Annotated in this window: 14 protein-coding genes and 1 tRNA gene; 13 read left to right on the plus strand and 2 right to left on the minus strand. The window is 62.0% G+C overall.

Features of this window, described 5'->3' with window-relative positions; genetic code table 11:
- Nucleotides 1–3 precede the first annotated feature (3 nt).
- The 10 genes from infC (at nt 4) to RBH19_RS04995 (ending at nt 7,817) form a co-directional block, all read left to right on the plus strand.
- Nucleotides 4–519 (plus strand): translation initiation factor IF-3, encoded by a 516-nt coding sequence (gene infC, locus RBH19_RS04950; protein WP_306727831.1) that lies wholly within the window; start codon nt 4–6, stop codon nt 517–519.
- A gap of 152 nt (nt 520–671) precedes the next feature.
- Nucleotides 672–872: a 50S ribosomal protein L35 gene (gene rpmI / locus RBH19_RS04955; protein WP_306727698.1), complete on the plus strand. Its 201-nt coding sequence runs from the start codon at nt 672–674 to the stop codon at nt 870–872.
- Between the two features lie 12 nt (nt 873–884).
- The gene (gene rplT / locus RBH19_RS04960) at nt 885–1,241 is read left to right on the plus strand and encodes a 50S ribosomal protein L20 (RefSeq protein WP_306727699.1); all 357 of its coding nucleotides are present in this window, start codon (nt 885–887) and stop codon (nt 1,239–1,241) included.
- 146 nt (nt 1,242–1,387) lie between these two features.
- Nucleotides 1,388–2,404 carry a phenylalanine--tRNA ligase subunit alpha gene (gene pheS / locus RBH19_RS04965; protein WP_306727700.1) on the plus strand — a complete coding sequence of 339 codons (1,017 nt, stop codon included), beginning with the start codon at nt 1,388–1,390 and terminating at the stop codon, nt 2,402–2,404.
- 187 nt (nt 2,405–2,591) lie between these two features.
- Nucleotides 2,592–4,961 carry a phenylalanine--tRNA ligase subunit beta gene (gene pheT, locus RBH19_RS04970; RefSeq protein ID WP_306727701.1) on the plus strand — a complete coding sequence of 790 codons (2,370 nt, stop codon included), beginning with the start codon at nt 2,592–2,594 and terminating at the stop codon, nt 4,959–4,961.
- 5 nt (nt 4,962–4,966) lie between these two features.
- Complete coding sequence (gene ihfA, locus RBH19_RS04975) at nt 4,967–5,266, plus strand: integration host factor subunit alpha (RefSeq protein WP_306727702.1); 300 nt, start codon at nt 4,967–4,969, stop codon at nt 5,264–5,266.
- Complete coding sequence (locus RBH19_RS04980) at nt 5,247–5,603, plus strand: MerR family transcriptional regulator (RefSeq protein ID WP_306727703.1); 357 nt, start codon at nt 5,247–5,249, stop codon at nt 5,601–5,603. Before ihfA ends, RBH19_RS04980 begins: the two co-directional genes overlap by 20 nt.
- Nucleotides 5,604–5,703: 100 nt before the next feature.
- Nucleotides 5,704–5,780 (plus strand) — tRNA-Pro (locus tag RBH19_RS04985).
- A 210-nt stretch (nt 5,781–5,990) separates the two neighbouring features.
- Complete coding sequence (locus tag RBH19_RS04990) at nt 5,991–6,659, plus strand: rhomboid family intramembrane serine protease (protein ID WP_306727704.1); 669 nt, start codon at nt 5,991–5,993, stop codon at nt 6,657–6,659.
- A gap of 90 nt (nt 6,660–6,749) precedes the next feature.
- Complete coding sequence (locus RBH19_RS04995) at nt 6,750–7,817, plus strand: PA0069 family radical SAM protein (RefSeq protein ID WP_306727705.1); 1,068 nt, start codon at nt 6,750–6,752, stop codon at nt 7,815–7,817.
- Between the two features lie 19 nt (nt 7,818–7,836).
- Here the strand turns inward: RBH19_RS04995 and RBH19_RS05000 are convergent, their stop codons facing one another.
- A complete protein-coding gene (locus RBH19_RS05000; protein ID WP_306727706.1) occupies nt 7,837–9,036 on the minus strand; it encodes a cyclic di-GMP phosphodiesterase in 1,200 nt (399 codons plus the stop codon).
- Nucleotides 9,037–9,257: 221 nt separating this feature from the next.
- Here RBH19_RS05000 and RBH19_RS05005 point away from each other — a divergent pair, with 221 nt between their 5' ends.
- Both RBH19_RS05005 and RBH19_RS05010 read left to right on the plus strand, forming a co-directional pair.
- A complete protein-coding gene (locus RBH19_RS05005) occupies nt 9,258–9,785 on the plus strand; it encodes a PH domain-containing protein (RefSeq protein ID WP_306727707.1) in 528 nt (175 codons plus the stop codon).
- Nucleotides 9,778–11,313, plus strand: a complete 1,536-nt coding sequence (locus tag RBH19_RS05010; protein WP_306727708.1) for a PH domain-containing protein — start codon at nt 9,778–9,780, stop codon at nt 11,311–11,313. Before RBH19_RS05005 ends, RBH19_RS05010 begins: the two co-directional genes overlap by 8 nt.
- Here RBH19_RS05010 and RBH19_RS05015 read toward each other — a convergent pair.
- On the minus strand, nt 11,301–13,382 hold the full coding sequence (locus RBH19_RS05015) for a methyl-accepting chemotaxis protein (RefSeq protein WP_306727709.1): 2,082 nt from the start codon (nt 13,380–13,382) through the stop codon (nt 11,301–11,303). The genes RBH19_RS05010 and RBH19_RS05015 overlap by 13 nt on opposite strands.
- Before the next feature lie 289 nt (nt 13,383–13,671).
- Between RBH19_RS05015 and RBH19_RS05020 the strand changes: the two genes are divergently transcribed.
- Nucleotides 13,672–15,036: a leucyl aminopeptidase family protein gene (locus RBH19_RS05020; RefSeq protein WP_306727710.1), complete on the plus strand. Its 1,365-nt coding sequence runs from the start codon at nt 13,672–13,674 to the stop codon at nt 15,034–15,036.
- The last annotated feature ends 135 nt before the right edge of the window (nt 15,037–15,171 follow it).

The following is a 15,171-nucleotide window of genomic DNA, read 5'->3' on the forward strand; positions in this document are numbered from 1 at the left end:
AATATCGCTGCGAAGAACAGGACCCGCCGGAACAAGGACATTCGAGCACCGCAAGTCCGGCTGATCGATCAGGAAGGCGAACAGATGGGGATCGTGCCCCTTGAGCAGGCCCTGGAGTCTGCGCAGGAAGCGGGCATGGATCTGGTGGAAGTCTCCCCCAACGCCGAACCGCCGGTCTGCCGCATCATGGACTACGGCAAGTTTGTCTTTGAACAGAAGAAAAAACAGGCCGGTCAGAAAAAGCAGAAGCAGATTCAGGTCAAGGAAGTGAAGTTCCGCCCGAACACCGATGACAATGATTATCGGATCAAGCTTCGGAATGCGACACGCTTCCTTGAGGAAGGAAACAAGGTCAAGGTGACCCTGCGCTTCCGCGGTCGCGAGATGCTCCATCAGGACATCGGGCGCGACCTGCTCAAACGCGTGGAGGAAGACCTGAAGGAACTGGCCGCCGTCGAGCAGTTTCCCAAGCTCGAGGGCCGGCAGATGATCATGGTGATGGGGCCGAGAAAGAAATAAGGCCCCATGGCAGTGAAAAACCCGCTCAGGGAAGGGTGGGGCAAGCAAAAAGCGGGGAGCGCGGCCATGTGGCCCGACTCCTTCGTCCCTGGTGACTAACGCCCGGCAGCCGGAAAGGCCGGGGACCAGGAATAAATGAAACGGAGCAGACAATGCCTAAGATCAAGACCCATCGGGGCGCTGCCAAGCGCTTCCGCAAGACGGGCAGTGGGAAGATCAAGCGTAATCAGTCCCATCGCCGCCATATCCTCACCAAGAAGAGCACCAAGCGTAAGCGTCAGCTGCGCGACGCGGCGTATATTCACGCCAGCGACGTCGGCCTGATTACCCGCATGCTGCCCTACAAGAAGTAAGGAGGACCAAAGATGCCAAGAGTGAAACGTGGTGTAACCGCTCGTGCGCGGCACAATAAGGTCCTCAAGGAAGCCAAGGGCTATTACGGTGCGCGACGCAAGACGTTCAAGACGGCCCGCCAGGCTGTCATCAAGGCCGGCCAGTACGCCTACCGCGACCGCCGGGTGCGCAAGCGCGAGTTCCGCGCTCTGTGGATCACCCGCATCAACGCCGCGGCTCGCGAAAACGGCTTGTCCTACAGCCGTCTGATCAACGGCCTCAAGCAGGCCGGGATCGAACTGGACCGCAAGGTGCTGGCCGACATGGCCGTGCACGACAAGGCCGGCTTTGCCGCCATTGCCGAACAGGCAAAAGCGCAACTCGGCTGAACAGCTCTCGGTCAAGGTTGAAAAACCTGATCAGACCTGACTGGAGGGGAAAGGCCACCATACCTTTCCCCTCCTTTTGTTTCCGGGGCGGTGGTTTTCAGTCACCGCGCCATCAATGACAGAGAATCGACAGACGGGAGCCCACGGTGGACGATCTGAAACGGCTGAGCGGGGAAGCCGAAGAGGCCATTGCCGCGGCAGAGGATCTCAGAAGCCTGGACGATATCCGGGTGCGGTACCTTGGCAAGAAGGGCGAACTGACGGCCCTGCTGAAGAGCCTGGGCAAGCTGCCCGCCGAGGAACGTCCGGCGGCCGGTCAGGCCATCAATGAAGCCAAGCAGGCGGTGCAGTCCCTGATCGAAGCGCGCAAGGCGGCTCTGGAGAAGGCCGATATCGAGGCGCGTCTGAGCCGGGAAGCGGTGGATGTGACCCTGCCGGGCCGAGGTCAGCAGCGTGGCGGCCTGCATCCGGTGACCCGCACCCTGGAGCGCATCGAAGCCATCTTCCGTGAGGCCGGCTTCAACGTGGCCGATGGCCCGGAGATCGAAGACGAGTTTCACAACTTCGAGGCCCTGAACATTCCCGAGCACCATCCGGCCCGGGCCATGCACGACACCTTCTTCGTGCGACCAGGCGAGGTGCTTCGTACCCATACCTCACCGGTCCAGATCCGCAGCATGAAGGAGAGCGAACCGCCGCTGCGAATCATTGCACCCGGTCGCGTCTATCGCTGTGACTCGGATGTCACCCATACCCCCATGTTCCACCAGGTGGAAGGTCTGCTGGTGGATCGCGATGTGAGCATGGGGCACCTCAAAGGCATCCTGGTGGATTTCCTGCGCGCCTTTTTCGAGAAGGATCTGGCCGTGCGCTTCCGCCCCTCCTATTTTCCCTTCACGGAGCCCTCGGCGGAAGTGGACATGGAGTGCGTGATCTGTGGCGGCGACGGCTGCCGCGTGTGCAGCGGCACCGGCTGGCTGGAAGTGCTGGGTTGCGGCATGGTCCACCCGGAAGTCTTCCGTCATGTTGGCATCGACGCCGAACACTGGCGCGGCTACGCCTTCGGCATGGGCGTGGAACGCCTCGCCATGCTGCGCTATGGCGTGGACGACCTGCGCCTTTTCTTCGAAAACGACCTCCGCTTCCTCCGGCAATTCGCCTGAGGTAGTGATAGCCACAGATGGACACAGATAAACACAGATGATTTGAGCGTTGAATTCAGCGGCGGTGCATTTGGCGCGGCAATGCGGCTCTCAAAAGCCGTGACGAACGACACCACCCAAAAAATCTGTGTTCATCTGTGTTCATCTGTGGCCAATTATTTTTAGTGAAGCTTTTCGGGAGCATGCGATGCGTGTCAGTGAGAACTGGCTGAAAGAGTGGGTGGATCATGGCCTGGACACCCAGGCCCTGGCGGATCGCCTGACGATGGCGGGGCTGGAAGTGGACGCCATCGAGCCGGCGGCCGGGGAGTTCAGTAATGTGGTGGTGGGCCATGTCACCGCCGTCGAGCCGCATCCGGATGCCGACAAGCTGCGGGTCTGTCAGGTCGAGGACGGCAGCGGTGAGACTCACACCGTGGTCTGTGGCGCGCCCAATGTTCACCAGGGCATGCGCGCACCCTTTGCCCGGATCGGCGCCGTGCTCCCGGGTGGCATGAAAATCAAGAAGGCCAGGCTGCGCGGTGTGGAGTCCCGCGGTATGCTGTGCTCCGCCAGTGAGCTGGGTCTGTCCGAGGATGCCGCCGGCCTGATGGCCCTGGCGGCTGATGCGCCGGTGGGTGAAGACCTGCACGCCTACCTCGGCCTGGATGACCGCATCATCGAAATCGATCTCACCCCCAATCGCGCGGACTGTCTAAGCATGGCCGGGATCGCCCGGGAAGTGGGGGCCCTGACCGGGGCGCCGGTGTCGTTCCCGACGATTGCCGAGACCCCGGACGGTGGGGCGCCACAGGTGGCCGTTTCGGTGGAATCCGCCGAGGACTGTCCGTCCTATGTGGGCCGGGTCATCACCGGCATTGATACCACGGCCACCACACCGGTCTGGCTGAGTGAGCGACTGCGCCGCGCGGGCATTCGACCTATCAACCCGGTCGTGGATGTGACCAACTACGTCATGCTCGAGCTGGGCCAGCCCATGCACGGCTTTCGACTGGATGCCATTAGCGGTGACGTCCGGGTGCGGCGGGCCCGGGCCGGTGAATCCATCACCCTCCTGGATGGGCGCCAGGTCGAGCTGGATGAAGAGATTCTCGTCATTGCCGATGACAACGGCCCCATCGCCATGGCCGGTGTCATGGGCGGCGAGGGCACGGCCGTAGAGGGTGAGACCGAGGCGGTCTTCCTGGAGAGCGCCTGCTTCGCGCCCACGGTCATTGCCGGCCGGGCACGACGATTCGGTCTGCACACGGATGCCTCCCATCGTTTCGAGCGTGGCGTTGATCCCGCCCTGCAGGCGCGGGCCCTTGACCGGGCAGCGGCCCTGATCCTCGAGATTGCCGGCGGCGACGCGGGCCCGGTCACCCGGCTCATGCCCGAGACGACAGCCGCAGGCACGATTCGCCTGCGCCGGGATCGCCTGCATGCGGTGCTGGGTTTCGAGTTGCCCCGGGAGGATGTCACCGGGATGCTGGAGCGGCTGGGAATGGCCGTCACGGTCGAAGACGACGGCTGGCAGGCGGTGGTCCCGAGCTTCCGCTACGACCTGGCCATAGAGGAAGACCTGATCGAGGAGGTGGCCCGCATTTTCGGCTACGACCGGATTCCCGTGGAGCGCATGCCGGCCGAACTCAGGCCGGGTGATGTCTCCGAGGCCCGGGTCAGCGAAAGCCGCCTGCGGGCGCTGATGGTGGAACGGGGCTACCAGGAGGCGGTGACCTACAGCTTTGTGCCGCGGGCGGTGGATCGTGTGCTGTCAGGAGGGCTGGAAGGACAGCGCCTGGTCAATCCCATCTCCCAGGACCTGGAAACCATGCGCACCACCCTCTGGTCCGGTCTGGTGGCGACCCTCCAGCACAACGCCAATCGCCAGCAGAATCGCATCCGTCTTTTTGAGACGGGCTTGAGGTTTATCCCGCAAGGTGATGAAATAAAACAGGAAAAGTGGGTTTCCGGTCTGGTGTGGGGCAATGCCGAGCCCGAGCAGTGGGATGGCAGAACCCGGCCGGCCGACTTCTTTGACGTCAAGGCGGATGTGGAAGCGCTGCTGCAGATCAGCGGGCCGCGTGTCCTTGCATTCCAGGCTGACAGCCATCCCGCCCTGCACCCGGGCCAGAGCGCCCGGGTGTCCCTGGAGGGGGCGGATATCGGCTGGCTGGGCCGGATGCATCCGGCTGTGGCCGATGAACTGGATGTGCCGGAAGGCGCCTATCTGTTCGAGCTGGCCCTGGCTCCCATCTGTCAGGGCAGTGTGCCTGCCTACCGTGCCGTGTCGCGTTTTCCCGCCGTCCGCCGTGACCTGGCCTTCATCGTGGATCAGGCGCTGCCCAGCGCGGATCTCATCGCCGCCGCCCGGGAAGCGGCCGGTGACGTTCTCAAGGAAGCCCGGATTTTCGACGTCTATCAGGGCAAAGGCGTAGATTCCGGACGAAAAAGTATCGCTTTAGGCTTGATTCTACAGGATTCTTCACGCACTCTTAAGGATCAGGACGCGGACGCGGTGGTTGCGGCTGTACGCAACAGCCTCGAAGTCCGTTGTGGAGCCACAGTGAGAGATTAAGAAAAATGGCACTCACGAAGGCGGAACTTGCAGAAGCGCTGTTCGATGAATTGGGACTGAACAAGCGCGAAGCCAAGGAACTGGTGGATCTCTTTTTCGAGGAGATCAAGGGAGCACTCGCCGAGGGCACCCAGGTCAAGCTGTCCGGATTCGGTAATTTCGATCTTCGGGACAAGAATCAGCGGCCTGGGCGCAATCCGAAAACCGGGGAAGAAATTCCCATTTCAGCGAGGCGCGTCGTTACCTTCCGCCCGGGACAGAAGCTGAAGACAAGAGTCGAGGCCTATGCTGGAACCAGGGAATAACGATGAATTGCCGGTCATCCCGGGAAAACGCTACTTCACCATCGGCGAGGTCAGCGATCTCTGTGGAGTGAAACCGCACGTGCTGCGTTACTGGGAACAGGAGTTCCCGCAGCTCAAGCCCGTCAAGCGCCGCGGAAACCGCCGATATTACCAGCGCCATGACGTGCTGGTGATTCGCCAGATCCGCAGTCTGCTGTATGACCAGGGCTTCACCATTGGTGGTGCCCGGCAGCAGCTGTCCGGCGAGAACGCCAAGCAGGATGTCAGCCAGAGTCAGCAGATCATCAAGCAGATCCGCACCGAGCTGGAAGACATTCTGCACACCCTGCGCCACTGACCGTCGACTTTCCGCCACTCAGCCGGCCGTCAGGGTTTCCCAACGGAGCGATTTCCAGTATCATTCCGCCCTCGCTCGGGTGACCGGGCAACCGCTTTTTCGGGGTGTAGCGCAGCCTGGTAGCGCACCTGCATGGGGTGCAGGTGGTCGGAGGTTCAAATCCTCTCACCCCGACCAATTTCAAGAACCCGTCGAGTAACCTCGGCGGGTTTTTTTTGTTCTGGTGGCCCTAGACGGGAGGATTTGAACCTACGGTTCACTTCCCTGCTTCGGCATCCTGCCTCCGCGACGGAAAGCCCGGTTGGGCCTTGATGCTGGCAGGGCTGTCTTGTCTTGGTCTTTGCCTGCAGGCAGGCTGGCCCTTTGGTGGAGTGAGGAGGGCGGTTCATGTCCCGCAATGATCAAGGCGTGTCGCTGAAAGCTCTGGTGTGGCTTGTCACGGGCCTGGTGGCCGGGCTTTGGCTGTTGCACGGGCTTTTGTTGCTGTCGGGTGTGGACGCGTCTATCCTCGGTGTTCGCCCAAGGGTGGCGAGCGGCTTGTTGGGGGTACTCACGGCGCCGCTGATACACGCTTCCTGGCTGCACCTTTTTTCCAACACCCTGCCTTTGCTGGTGCTGGGGACGGCCATGTTTCATGGTTTTCCAGGGGCGGCGCGACGGGCCTTGCCCCTGATCTGGATTGGCTCCGGCCTGCTGGTGTGGTTGCTGGCGCGTGAGGGGGTGCATGCGGGTGCCAGCGGGATTGCCTTCGGCATGATGTTTTTCGTCTTCACGGCGGGGCTGTTGCGACGGGATCGGGCCTCGGTGGCACTGGTGTTGCTGGTGTTCTTTCTGCACGGATCCATGGTCTGGGGTGTCTTGCCCCAGGCGCCGGGGGTGAGCTGGGAGAGTCACCTGGCGGGTGCCGTCGTGGGGGTGGTGAGTGGCGTCTGGTTTCGGCGCCGGGATCCCTTGCCCACGCCGGCGGTGTTTGATAACTCCGACCTGCCGGATGAGCCTTTCTCCGGTGAAGAGGCCTCGTCGGATAGCGGTGAGGATGACACCGGTCGGCTCTGATCCGGTGGCGGGTGAACGGCCCGGTTCTGCCTGCTTGTCCGCCGGGCCCTGGTCGGATACTGTATAAATAAACAGCATCCGAGGTTGATCATGTCCCAGCAGGCAGGGCACAAAGGGCGGGGAGCTGCCAGCAGTCCACCGCCACGTTACCGGGCGCAACATCACGAGCGGGTGGACGACGGCTGGTGGCAGGAGGCCGAGTCGGCACCGGCGACGGTGGTTGCGCCGGATCCCGCGCGCTCGGTGATCAGCTACAACCAGTCCCCGGATGTGCCCTTCGATCGCACCATCAATCCCTATCGTGGCTGCGAGCACGGCTGCATCTACTGTTTCGCGCGGCCCAGCCACGCCTGGCTGGATCTGTCACCGGGGCTGGATTTCGAGACCCGCCTGTTTGCCAAGCTGGATGCGCCCGCCCTGCTTGAAAAGGCGTTGCGCCATCCACGCTATCGCTGCGACACCGTGGTGCTGGGGGCGAATACGGACTGCTACCAGCCCATCGAGAAGCAGTATGGCCTCACCCGGCGGCTGCTGGCGGTGCTGTATGACTACCGGCATCCAGTCTCCATTCTGACCAAGAGCGCCCTGGTTCTGCGTGACCTGGACATTCTCGGCGATATGGCGCGTGAGGGGCTGGTGAATGTGATGGTGAGTGTCACCACGCTTGATCAGGATCTGAAACGTCGCCTGGAGCCGAGAACACCTTCCGGTCAGCGACGACTGCGCACGGTGGCGGACCTGGCCGAGGCCGGCATTCCTACGGGCGTTTTGATGGCGCCGGTGATTCCGGCGCTGAATGATCATGAAATCGAGACCATCGTGCAGGCATCGGCCGAGGCCGGTGCCCGAAGCGTGGAAACGGTCTTGCTGCGATTGCCGCTGGAGCTTGCCGATCTGTTCAGGGAGTGGTTGGCGGTGCACTACCCCGAACGGGCGGGCCGGGTGATGTCGCTGCTCAGGGAAGCCCGCGGTGGCCGGGATAATGACAGTCGTTTTGGTTACCGCATGCGCGGGCAGGGCGCCTATGAGGACCTGATTTCCCATCGCCTGAAACTGGCACGAAAGCGCTTTGGGCTGGAAGGACGGGGTCAGCTGGGCCTGGACAAGGGCAAGTTTCGCTTGCCGGTGAAATCCGGGGATCAGCTGGGTCTCTTCTGAACGGGGCTGGGGTCGGGGCTCAGGCCCAGAGTCGTTCCAGATTCTCGAATCCCCATTTCGCGGGGTCTTCTCGCTGTTTGATGCTTTCCTGGGTGCCGGGGAGGGCAAGGTCCAGGGCTTTCGGGGGCAGGTGGGTGCCTGCGCTGGTGGAATAGAAGACCACCACCCGGGGTGACAGCAACTGTTCCCGGTTCTGCTCGGTGACCACGGCCAGGCGGCCGGAGCCGAGGCGGACCAGGGAGCCGGTCGGATAAATGCCCAGTGCCTTGACGAAATGCTGAAACAGCGTCTCGTCCAGGTGGCCGTCGGTCCACTTGGCCATGCGGCTGATGGCCGTGGCCGGATCCCAACCCTGCTTGTAGGGTCGATTCGAGGTCACCGCATCATAGACGTCGCAGATGGCCCCCATGCGGGCGTAGCGTGATATCTGCTCGTCTTTCAGTCCATCGGGGTAGCCGGTGCCATCGATCTTTTCATGGTGATGGCGGACAACATCGAGTACCACCTCGGTGGCTTCGCCGCCTTCGATGAGGGCCTGGTGGCCCCGGTCCGGATGTGCCTTGATGGCTTCAAATTCCCGCTCGGTCAGTCGGCCGGGCTTGTTGAGTATCTCGCCCGGAACGAAGACCTTGCCCACGTCGTGCAGCAGGCCCGCCAGGCCGGCTTCTCGCACCTGATCCTCATTGAGCCCCATTTCCCGAGCCAGCGTCACCATCAGGGCACAAACGGCGACCGAGTGCATATAGGTGTATTCATCGGCCGTCTTGATGCGGGCCAGCCCGACAAGGGCTGACGGGTTGCGCAGCATGGAGTCCGAGATTTCCTCCACCAGCGGTGCCATGCGATCGGTGGATATGGCCTTTCCCAGTCGGGCGTCCTGAAACATGTCGACCACGGCTTCCTTGCCTTTGGCCACAATCCGGCTGGCCTGGCGCAATTCCTGGCTCAGGGAAACGGGTTCATGACGGTATGGGCTGGCCGGCAGAGAGGAAAGCGGTTTTTCCGGGGGCAGGTCCCTGTCCCGGGTGGTTTCCGGTGACTTGCCTTTCCTTGTGTCGATGACAACTTCCAGAATGCCGGCATCGATGACCTTGCTTACCTGTTCTTCGTTCTCGATCAGGAAGCGGGTGCGCCAGAAGGGGTGCTGCATCCAGTCCCCGCAGAGTTCTTCCAGAAACATGCCCGGCTCGAGCTGGGTGCTGGCGATACGTTTTCGCATGTTCCCTATGCGCCTCCTTCGGGATGGAATGAGCCAGGCGTGGCTGCACCATTCTAGTGATTCTGCGAACCGGCTGACAGTTCCCGGATGACCATTTGTCACCAATCTGCCAGCGGTCATCCGTCCGCCCCAGGATCCCTTCACGAAGTGTCCCCGTGACTTGGCAGATTCCTTCTGAAAGCGCAGAATGCAGTGTCATTCTGTACGAGGGGGAGGGCAGAGTGGATTCTGCTGTGCAATTCCAGAACGAACCCGTGGATCCGGCAGCATTGCCGGATTTCTCCGAGGTTGAGCTCCATTCCGTCGAAGCGGCATTCCGGACTTACCAGATGCTCAGCAACCTGCTTTGGGGGCTTCTCATTGGTGTGGGGGTTTCACTTGCCTTCTGGTTGTTCTGGGGATTTCGGGCCATGGAGTGGGGGCAGTGGCTGGGCCTGATTATCCTGATTGGCTTGCAGTTCCACGCGGTGCTTGATCCGCGTTACCGTGGCTGGGCGCTCAGGGATCACGATCTGATTGCCCGGGAAGGAGTGATCTGGCGCGGTACGGTGGTGCTGCCCATCGCGCGCATTCAGCATGTAGAGACGGCCAGTGGCCCCCTGGAGCGCTTGTTCGGCCTGATGCGGCTGCAATGCTACAGTGCGGGCGGCATGACCGCCGATGTGGTCGTGCACGGACTGAAACCGGAGACGGCGCTGCGCATTCGCAGCCATCTGCTCCAGCACATCGGAGACGCCCCCCGTGGCTGACGGGCAGGACCGCTGGCAGACCCTGTCGGCCTGGGCGGTCATGCCCATTGCCATCCGCACCTTCACGGGCACTCTTCGCCAGTACCTGCCGGCACTGGTGGGCGTAAGTGCCGGCATTGCCGTGATCGAGGGGCTTGGGCTGAGAGACCTGTTGCTGCTTGGCGGGGGTCTCTTGCTGGCCATCCTCCTCTATACCCTTGTCTGGCGAAGACGTTTTCGCTTTCGTGTTGAAAGCAGCGGTATGCGTGTGCGCCAGGGCATATTCCAGCGTCGTGAGCTGCGGGTGCAGTGGAGCCGGGTTCGTAACGTGGATATTCGCCAACCATTCTATCTGCGGCCACTTCGCCTGGTCGGGCTGGTGGTGGAAACCGTCGGTGCCGGCGGTGAAGAACTGGTGGTGGATGCCATTCAGTATCAGGCGGCCGAGGCGATTCGGGAGAAGGCGGGGCTGAGTCGAGGTCAGGCCTCGGACGATGAGGGGCAGGAGGAAGGGCAGGGCCACGCCCCGGCCGGGGATCTGCTGCATCAGCCTTCCAATGGCGCCCTGTTTGTACACGGTCTCGTCAGTGGTCAGTTGTGGCTGGTTCTGGCAGCAATGGGGGGGATATTCGGAACCTTCAATCGGCCGATCATGAATGCCCTGGAAGATCGCTGGGAAAGAATCACGGCAGCAATGGATCTGGATCCGGACGGTTGGTTCGTCGCCAGTGCCATTGTCGGTGGCTTATCGCTTGTCATGTTGCTTTTTGTGCTGTCGGGACTCATTTCCATGATCCGCTTTCACGGCTTCGAGTTGCGCCGTGAGGGCGGGCAGCTGCGCGCACGACACGGCCTGCTTGAAACCAGGGAGCGCTCGCTGGAAGGGCGAAAGCTGCATGCCATTACGCTGATACAGTCACCGCTTGCCCTGTGGTTCGGGCGTTGCCACCTGATCGGGCATCAGGCCAGCAGCGCCTGGGATGCCAGCGGATCGTCGTCCGAGCTGTCCGATGGAAAGATTGTCATTCCCGGCCTTAGCCTGGATGGTGGGCGGGCGATTCTGGCGGCCCTGGATCCGGGCTATGCGACAAGGCCGCAGTGGCATGGTGTCGACGATCAGTTCCGTTCTTTCTGGTTCCAGCGCGTCTGGCTGCTCTTTCTTGCCGTGGTGGCCGTGTTGGTCTGGCTCGGCCTGGCCGAGCCTCCAGCTGCGGCCATGGCCCTCGTGTTCGCTCTGCTTGTGTTGCCATTCCTCCTCCACTGGCTGGTTCACCGGCGTTGGAGGAAATGGGGCTGGGCGGAACAGAGCGATTGTTTCTTCATACAAAGCGGATTATTTGGTTACAAGCTGGAGATCTTCAATATTCGGCGCATTCAGCAATTGAGGCTGCAGGACTCCCCCTTCAAACGCCGGCACGGTCTGGTGGATCTGGCGGTCTTTCTGGCTGACGGGCCGCGGACCATTCCATTCCGGCCACTGGCCTCCGCGAGTACCCAGGCCAACCGAATCCTGTATCGACTGGAGTCGTCGCCGGATCAGCTGCTCTGAGCATTGCTCCCGGCATCAATCCGGAAGGCGGAAGCCAGGCGGCTCAGGCGCCCCAGGATTTCATCCACGCTTTCAACGGTGGTGGCAGAATCGCGCGCGGATGCACTGGTGCTCTGTGAAATATCGGCAATATTGCCAATTCTCCGGTTCATGTCGGTGGCGACCTGGGATTGCTGCCGGGCCGCAGCCGCCACTTCATTGCTCATGTCCCTTATGGATGCCACCGAATGCACGATGGCTTCCAATGCCCGGTCGGCGCTGTCGACACCGTCTTCGGAGTCAGTCGGGTCGCCGGCCATGGCCCGCAGGGCCAGCGCACTGTGTTCGCGGAACTGGCCCAGCAGTTTCTGCACGTCGGCCGTGGCCTCCCGTGTCCGATTGGCGAGGCGGCGCACCTCATCGGCAACCACCGCGAACCCACGACCATGTTCCTTGGCCCGTGCGGCTTCCACACTGGCATTGAGTGACAGCATGTTGGTCTGGGAGGCGATCTCGCTGATGGTGTCCAGCACTTTCGTGATATTGGCGGTCTCGTCATTCAGGCGTTGAATCACCGTGACGGCTTCGCCAACCACCGTTCGGCCTCGTCGGGCCGTTTGATCCGCTTCATTGGCCGCATCGGCCGCGGTAGCGGTGTGGTCGGCCACATGATCTACCGCTGTCGCCATCTGGTTCATGGCGGCGGCCAGCTGATCAATATCACGATCCTGGTTCTCGGCGCCTTTCTCCACGAACCGCGATGAGGCCAGGAGTTGACTCATTTCCCGGGTGGCGTCGTTGGCCGAGGTCACGATGTCCTGGATCAGCGTTGCAAATCGGGCCTGGAAGTAATTGAAGGTTCTCGCCAGTTCATCCAGTTCCTGACCACCACCCCCGGTGGCCCTGACAGTCAGGTCATGGTCGGTGGCCGCTTTGCTCATGGTGCCGGCGAGGGAAGCGATTCGCCGCCCGATGGTCTCGACGGTCAGCAGGGCCAGCACGCTGAGTGTCAACCCGGCGAGCAACATGGCGATGACGGTCCAGATGGACCAGAGGCCATCGGCGTACAGATCACGGGCCCGACTCGCTGCATCGTCACTGATGGCATCGATCATTTCCTCGATGGCACCCATTGTTGCGGATGATTCCCGAAGCAGGGCGGCGAGATCTGAATCGGCCTCACCGGGGTCTGCTTGCGCCAGCAGTACCTGGGTTGCCGGCGTGGTGTTCACCGTCAGTCGCTGCTCAAGATTCCCCATGGCGTCCTGGATGGACGAGCGAATGGCTTCGCGATCATCCGGCAGAAGGAACAGCGCCATGGAGTTGAATGTGCCGGCCCGGCGCCGGGTGTCGGCGGCATCCAGGCCAGCAATGAGATGAAGCGCGTCGCGGATTTCCCGCTGTGCGCTGACTCCCTGGGCCGAGAGCGCCTGGCGCATCGAACTCGGCAGCTGGCCGGCGGATCGTTGCCCTGCCATGGCGTAACGGATGACGGCCCGTTCCCGGCTGCCCAGCTCGGCGGCACGCCAGAGCTTCTGCTTGATGGCGGCGTTGTTGAGGGAAACCGAGCTCTCGCCGCTGGTCGCCGCTGACAGGTAAAGACGCAGGCGGGACTGGGCTTCGATCAGATCGGTCATTGCCTGAAACCACTGCCCCGTGTCGATGGAACGGTTGCGGTCCAGTTGCCGACGTAATGCGTCGACCCGGCGGTGCTGTTCTTCCACTGCATCGATGGCTTGTCCGATTCGGACATCGGCCCGGCTGCGTAGGGTGAGGGCGCGACTCAGATGCAGGCTCTTCTCCAGCGCGGAATTCCCCCGATCACGGCTGGCCGCAGAGTCCGTGTTGCCGCGCTCACCGGCGAGCCGGGCCAGAACCTGCTCTCGCTCCTCCGCCTGGGACAGGCTGGCCGCAATGGAGGCATCAATGGCTGAATTGGCCAGTGAAAGCGTCTGGCCCTGTGCACGCTGGGGGAGGTAGATCATGAGTGCCTGCCAGATCACCATGGCGATCAACAGGGATGCCAGTAATCCCACCGAAAGGCGCAGCTTCCAGCGAACACTCATCTGGGTGGCGACGCTCTGGCGCATTGATGACTCCATTCGAAATTCAGGTGACGGGGCGGATTTGGCGGTTGAGCGAGATCCTTTCCCTGCTTAACGGCGGGTACGGCGCGAGGTTGAGCTGCCGCCTGGCTGCGGCCCCCGGATTATTGTGCGTTCACTGGGGACATGTCGGCTTGACGCAGGTCAAACCAGTGTCAAGAGCACAGTGGATTCTACCTGGCACGTTGCCTATCTCGCCTGGTGCCGGCATGGGAGAACGATGGCAACTGCGTTATGATCGGGGCCCATTCAGAAACCGGAGGTCCGCCACCTCATGTTTGTTGATTCAGGTTCCCGTGCATGCCCGATCATCCCGCTTGATGGCAGTGGATTGACCCGCTGGCTGGCCTCCGCGGAGGCGGCCCATTCCCGCTGGGTTGGCGCCCATGATTTTCAGGGCAAGGCCGGTGAGTATGTGGTGATTCCTGGGACTGACGGCCAGCCCGAGATGATCCTTCTGGGTGTGGAGAATGGTGAGCGGCTGTGGTCACTGGCCGGATTGCCGGACGTATTGCCCGCGGGGGATTACCGGCTGGATGCCGATTGGCCGGATGCGGAACGGATTCGTGCCAGTCTTGGCTGGGGACTGGCCTGCCATCGCTTTGATCAATACAAGGAAATGAAGACTCCGAAGGCCAGCCTGGTGCTGCCCGAGGCGATTCGGGACGAGGTTGAAGTGCTGCTGGAAGCCAGTACCCATGTCCGGGATCTGGTCAATACCCCGGCCATTGACCTTGGCCCCGCTGAGCTGGCGGCGACGGCCCAGGAGATTGCCGGACGCTTCGGTGCCGAATTCCGACTCTATCAGGGGGCCGAGCTTGAGGAGCAGTTTCCGGCTGTTCATGTCGTCGGTCAGGCGGCCAGCCGGCCTCCCTGTCTGGCCTGTTTCCAGTGGGGCGAGCCGAACGATCCACCGCTTGCCCTGGTGGGCAAGGGCGTCGTGTTCGATTCGGGTGGCCTGAATATCAAGCCCGGGGCCGGCATGGTTCTCATGAAGAAGGACATGGGCGGCGCTGCCCATGTGCTCGGTCTGGCCGAGATCATCATGGCACTGGGGCTGAAGGTCAATTTGCGGGTCTACATCCCGGCCGTGGAGAATGCCATTGCCGGCAACGCCTATCGTCCATCGGATATCATCCGGACCCGTAACGGAACGACGGTGGAAATTGGCAATACGGACGCGGAAGGGCGGGTGATTCTCTCGGATGCCCTCACGCTGGCCTGCGAGGAGGGCGCCGAGCGGGTAATCGACTTTGCCACTCTCACCGGGGCGGCGCGGATCGCCCTGGGTGAAGACCTGCCGCCGCTGTACGGGCGTGATGCAATCTCCGCACGGGGCATTCAGGATCTGTCCTTTGCCGTGGAGGACCCCCTCTGGCACATGCCGCTCTACCGGCCCTACAAGCGCCAGATCCAGCCGGCATTGGCCGATCTTTCAAATACCGGAACCACTCCTCAGGGCGGAAGTCTTACGGCCGCCCTGTTTCTCGATCATTTCGTGGATGAGAAGGTGGATTGGTATCACCTGGATGTCTACGCCTGGAATCTGGGTGATCGTCCGGGGCGACCGGCTGGCGGTGAGGCTCAGGGTGTTCGGGCCATGTGGTATTGGCTGAAAGAACAGTACGGGGTGAAGTAGGTTTACGGCGAATGGTGGGCAAGCGCATGATTGGGAAGGATTATTTCAATCCTGCTTCAGAACGGTCATGAATTTGCCACAAAACGCTTGCGCATGGCGGGAAGCTTGGGTACCGTTGCGCCCCAAGTTCGGCCT

This window comes from Natronospira bacteriovora, assembly GCF_030848495.1.
Classification (GTDB): Bacteria; Pseudomonadota; Gammaproteobacteria; order Natronospirales; family Natronospiraceae; genus Natronospira; species Natronospira bacteriovora.

Coding starts and splice junctions, on each gene's coding strand:
- rplT (WP_306727699.1), top strand. CDS start 885: ATGCCAAGAGTGAAACGTGGTGTAACCGCTCGTGCGCGGCACAATAAG.
- RBH19_RS05015 (WP_306727709.1), bottom strand. CDS start 13,382: ATGCGCCAGAGCGTCGCCACCCAGATGAGTGTTCGCTGGAAGCTGCGC.
- RBH19_RS05000 (WP_306727706.1), bottom strand. CDS start 9,036: ATGCGAAAACGTATCGCCAGCACCCAGCTCGAGCCGGGCATGTTTCTG.
- ihfA (WP_306727702.1), top strand. CDS start 4,967: ATGGCACTCACGAAGGCGGAACTTGCAGAAGCGCTGTTCGATGAATTG.
- pheT (WP_306727701.1), top strand. CDS start 2,592: ATGCGTGTCAGTGAGAACTGGCTGAAAGAGTGGGTGGATCATGGCCTG.
- RBH19_RS05020 (WP_306727710.1), top strand. CDS start 13,672: ATGTTTGTTGATTCAGGTTCCCGTGCATGCCCGATCATCCCGCTTGAT.
- RBH19_RS04995 (WP_306727705.1), top strand. CDS start 6,750: ATGTCCCAGCAGGCAGGGCACAAAGGGCGGGGAGCTGCCAGCAGTCCA.
- rpmI (WP_306727698.1), top strand. CDS start 672: ATGCCTAAGATCAAGACCCATCGGGGCGCTGCCAAGCGCTTCCGCAAG.
- RBH19_RS04990 (WP_306727704.1), top strand. CDS start 5,991: ATGTCCCGCAATGATCAAGGCGTGTCGCTGAAAGCTCTGGTGTGGCTT.
- RBH19_RS04980 (WP_306727703.1), top strand. CDS start 5,247: ATGCTGGAACCAGGGAATAACGATGAATTGCCGGTCATCCCGGGAAAA.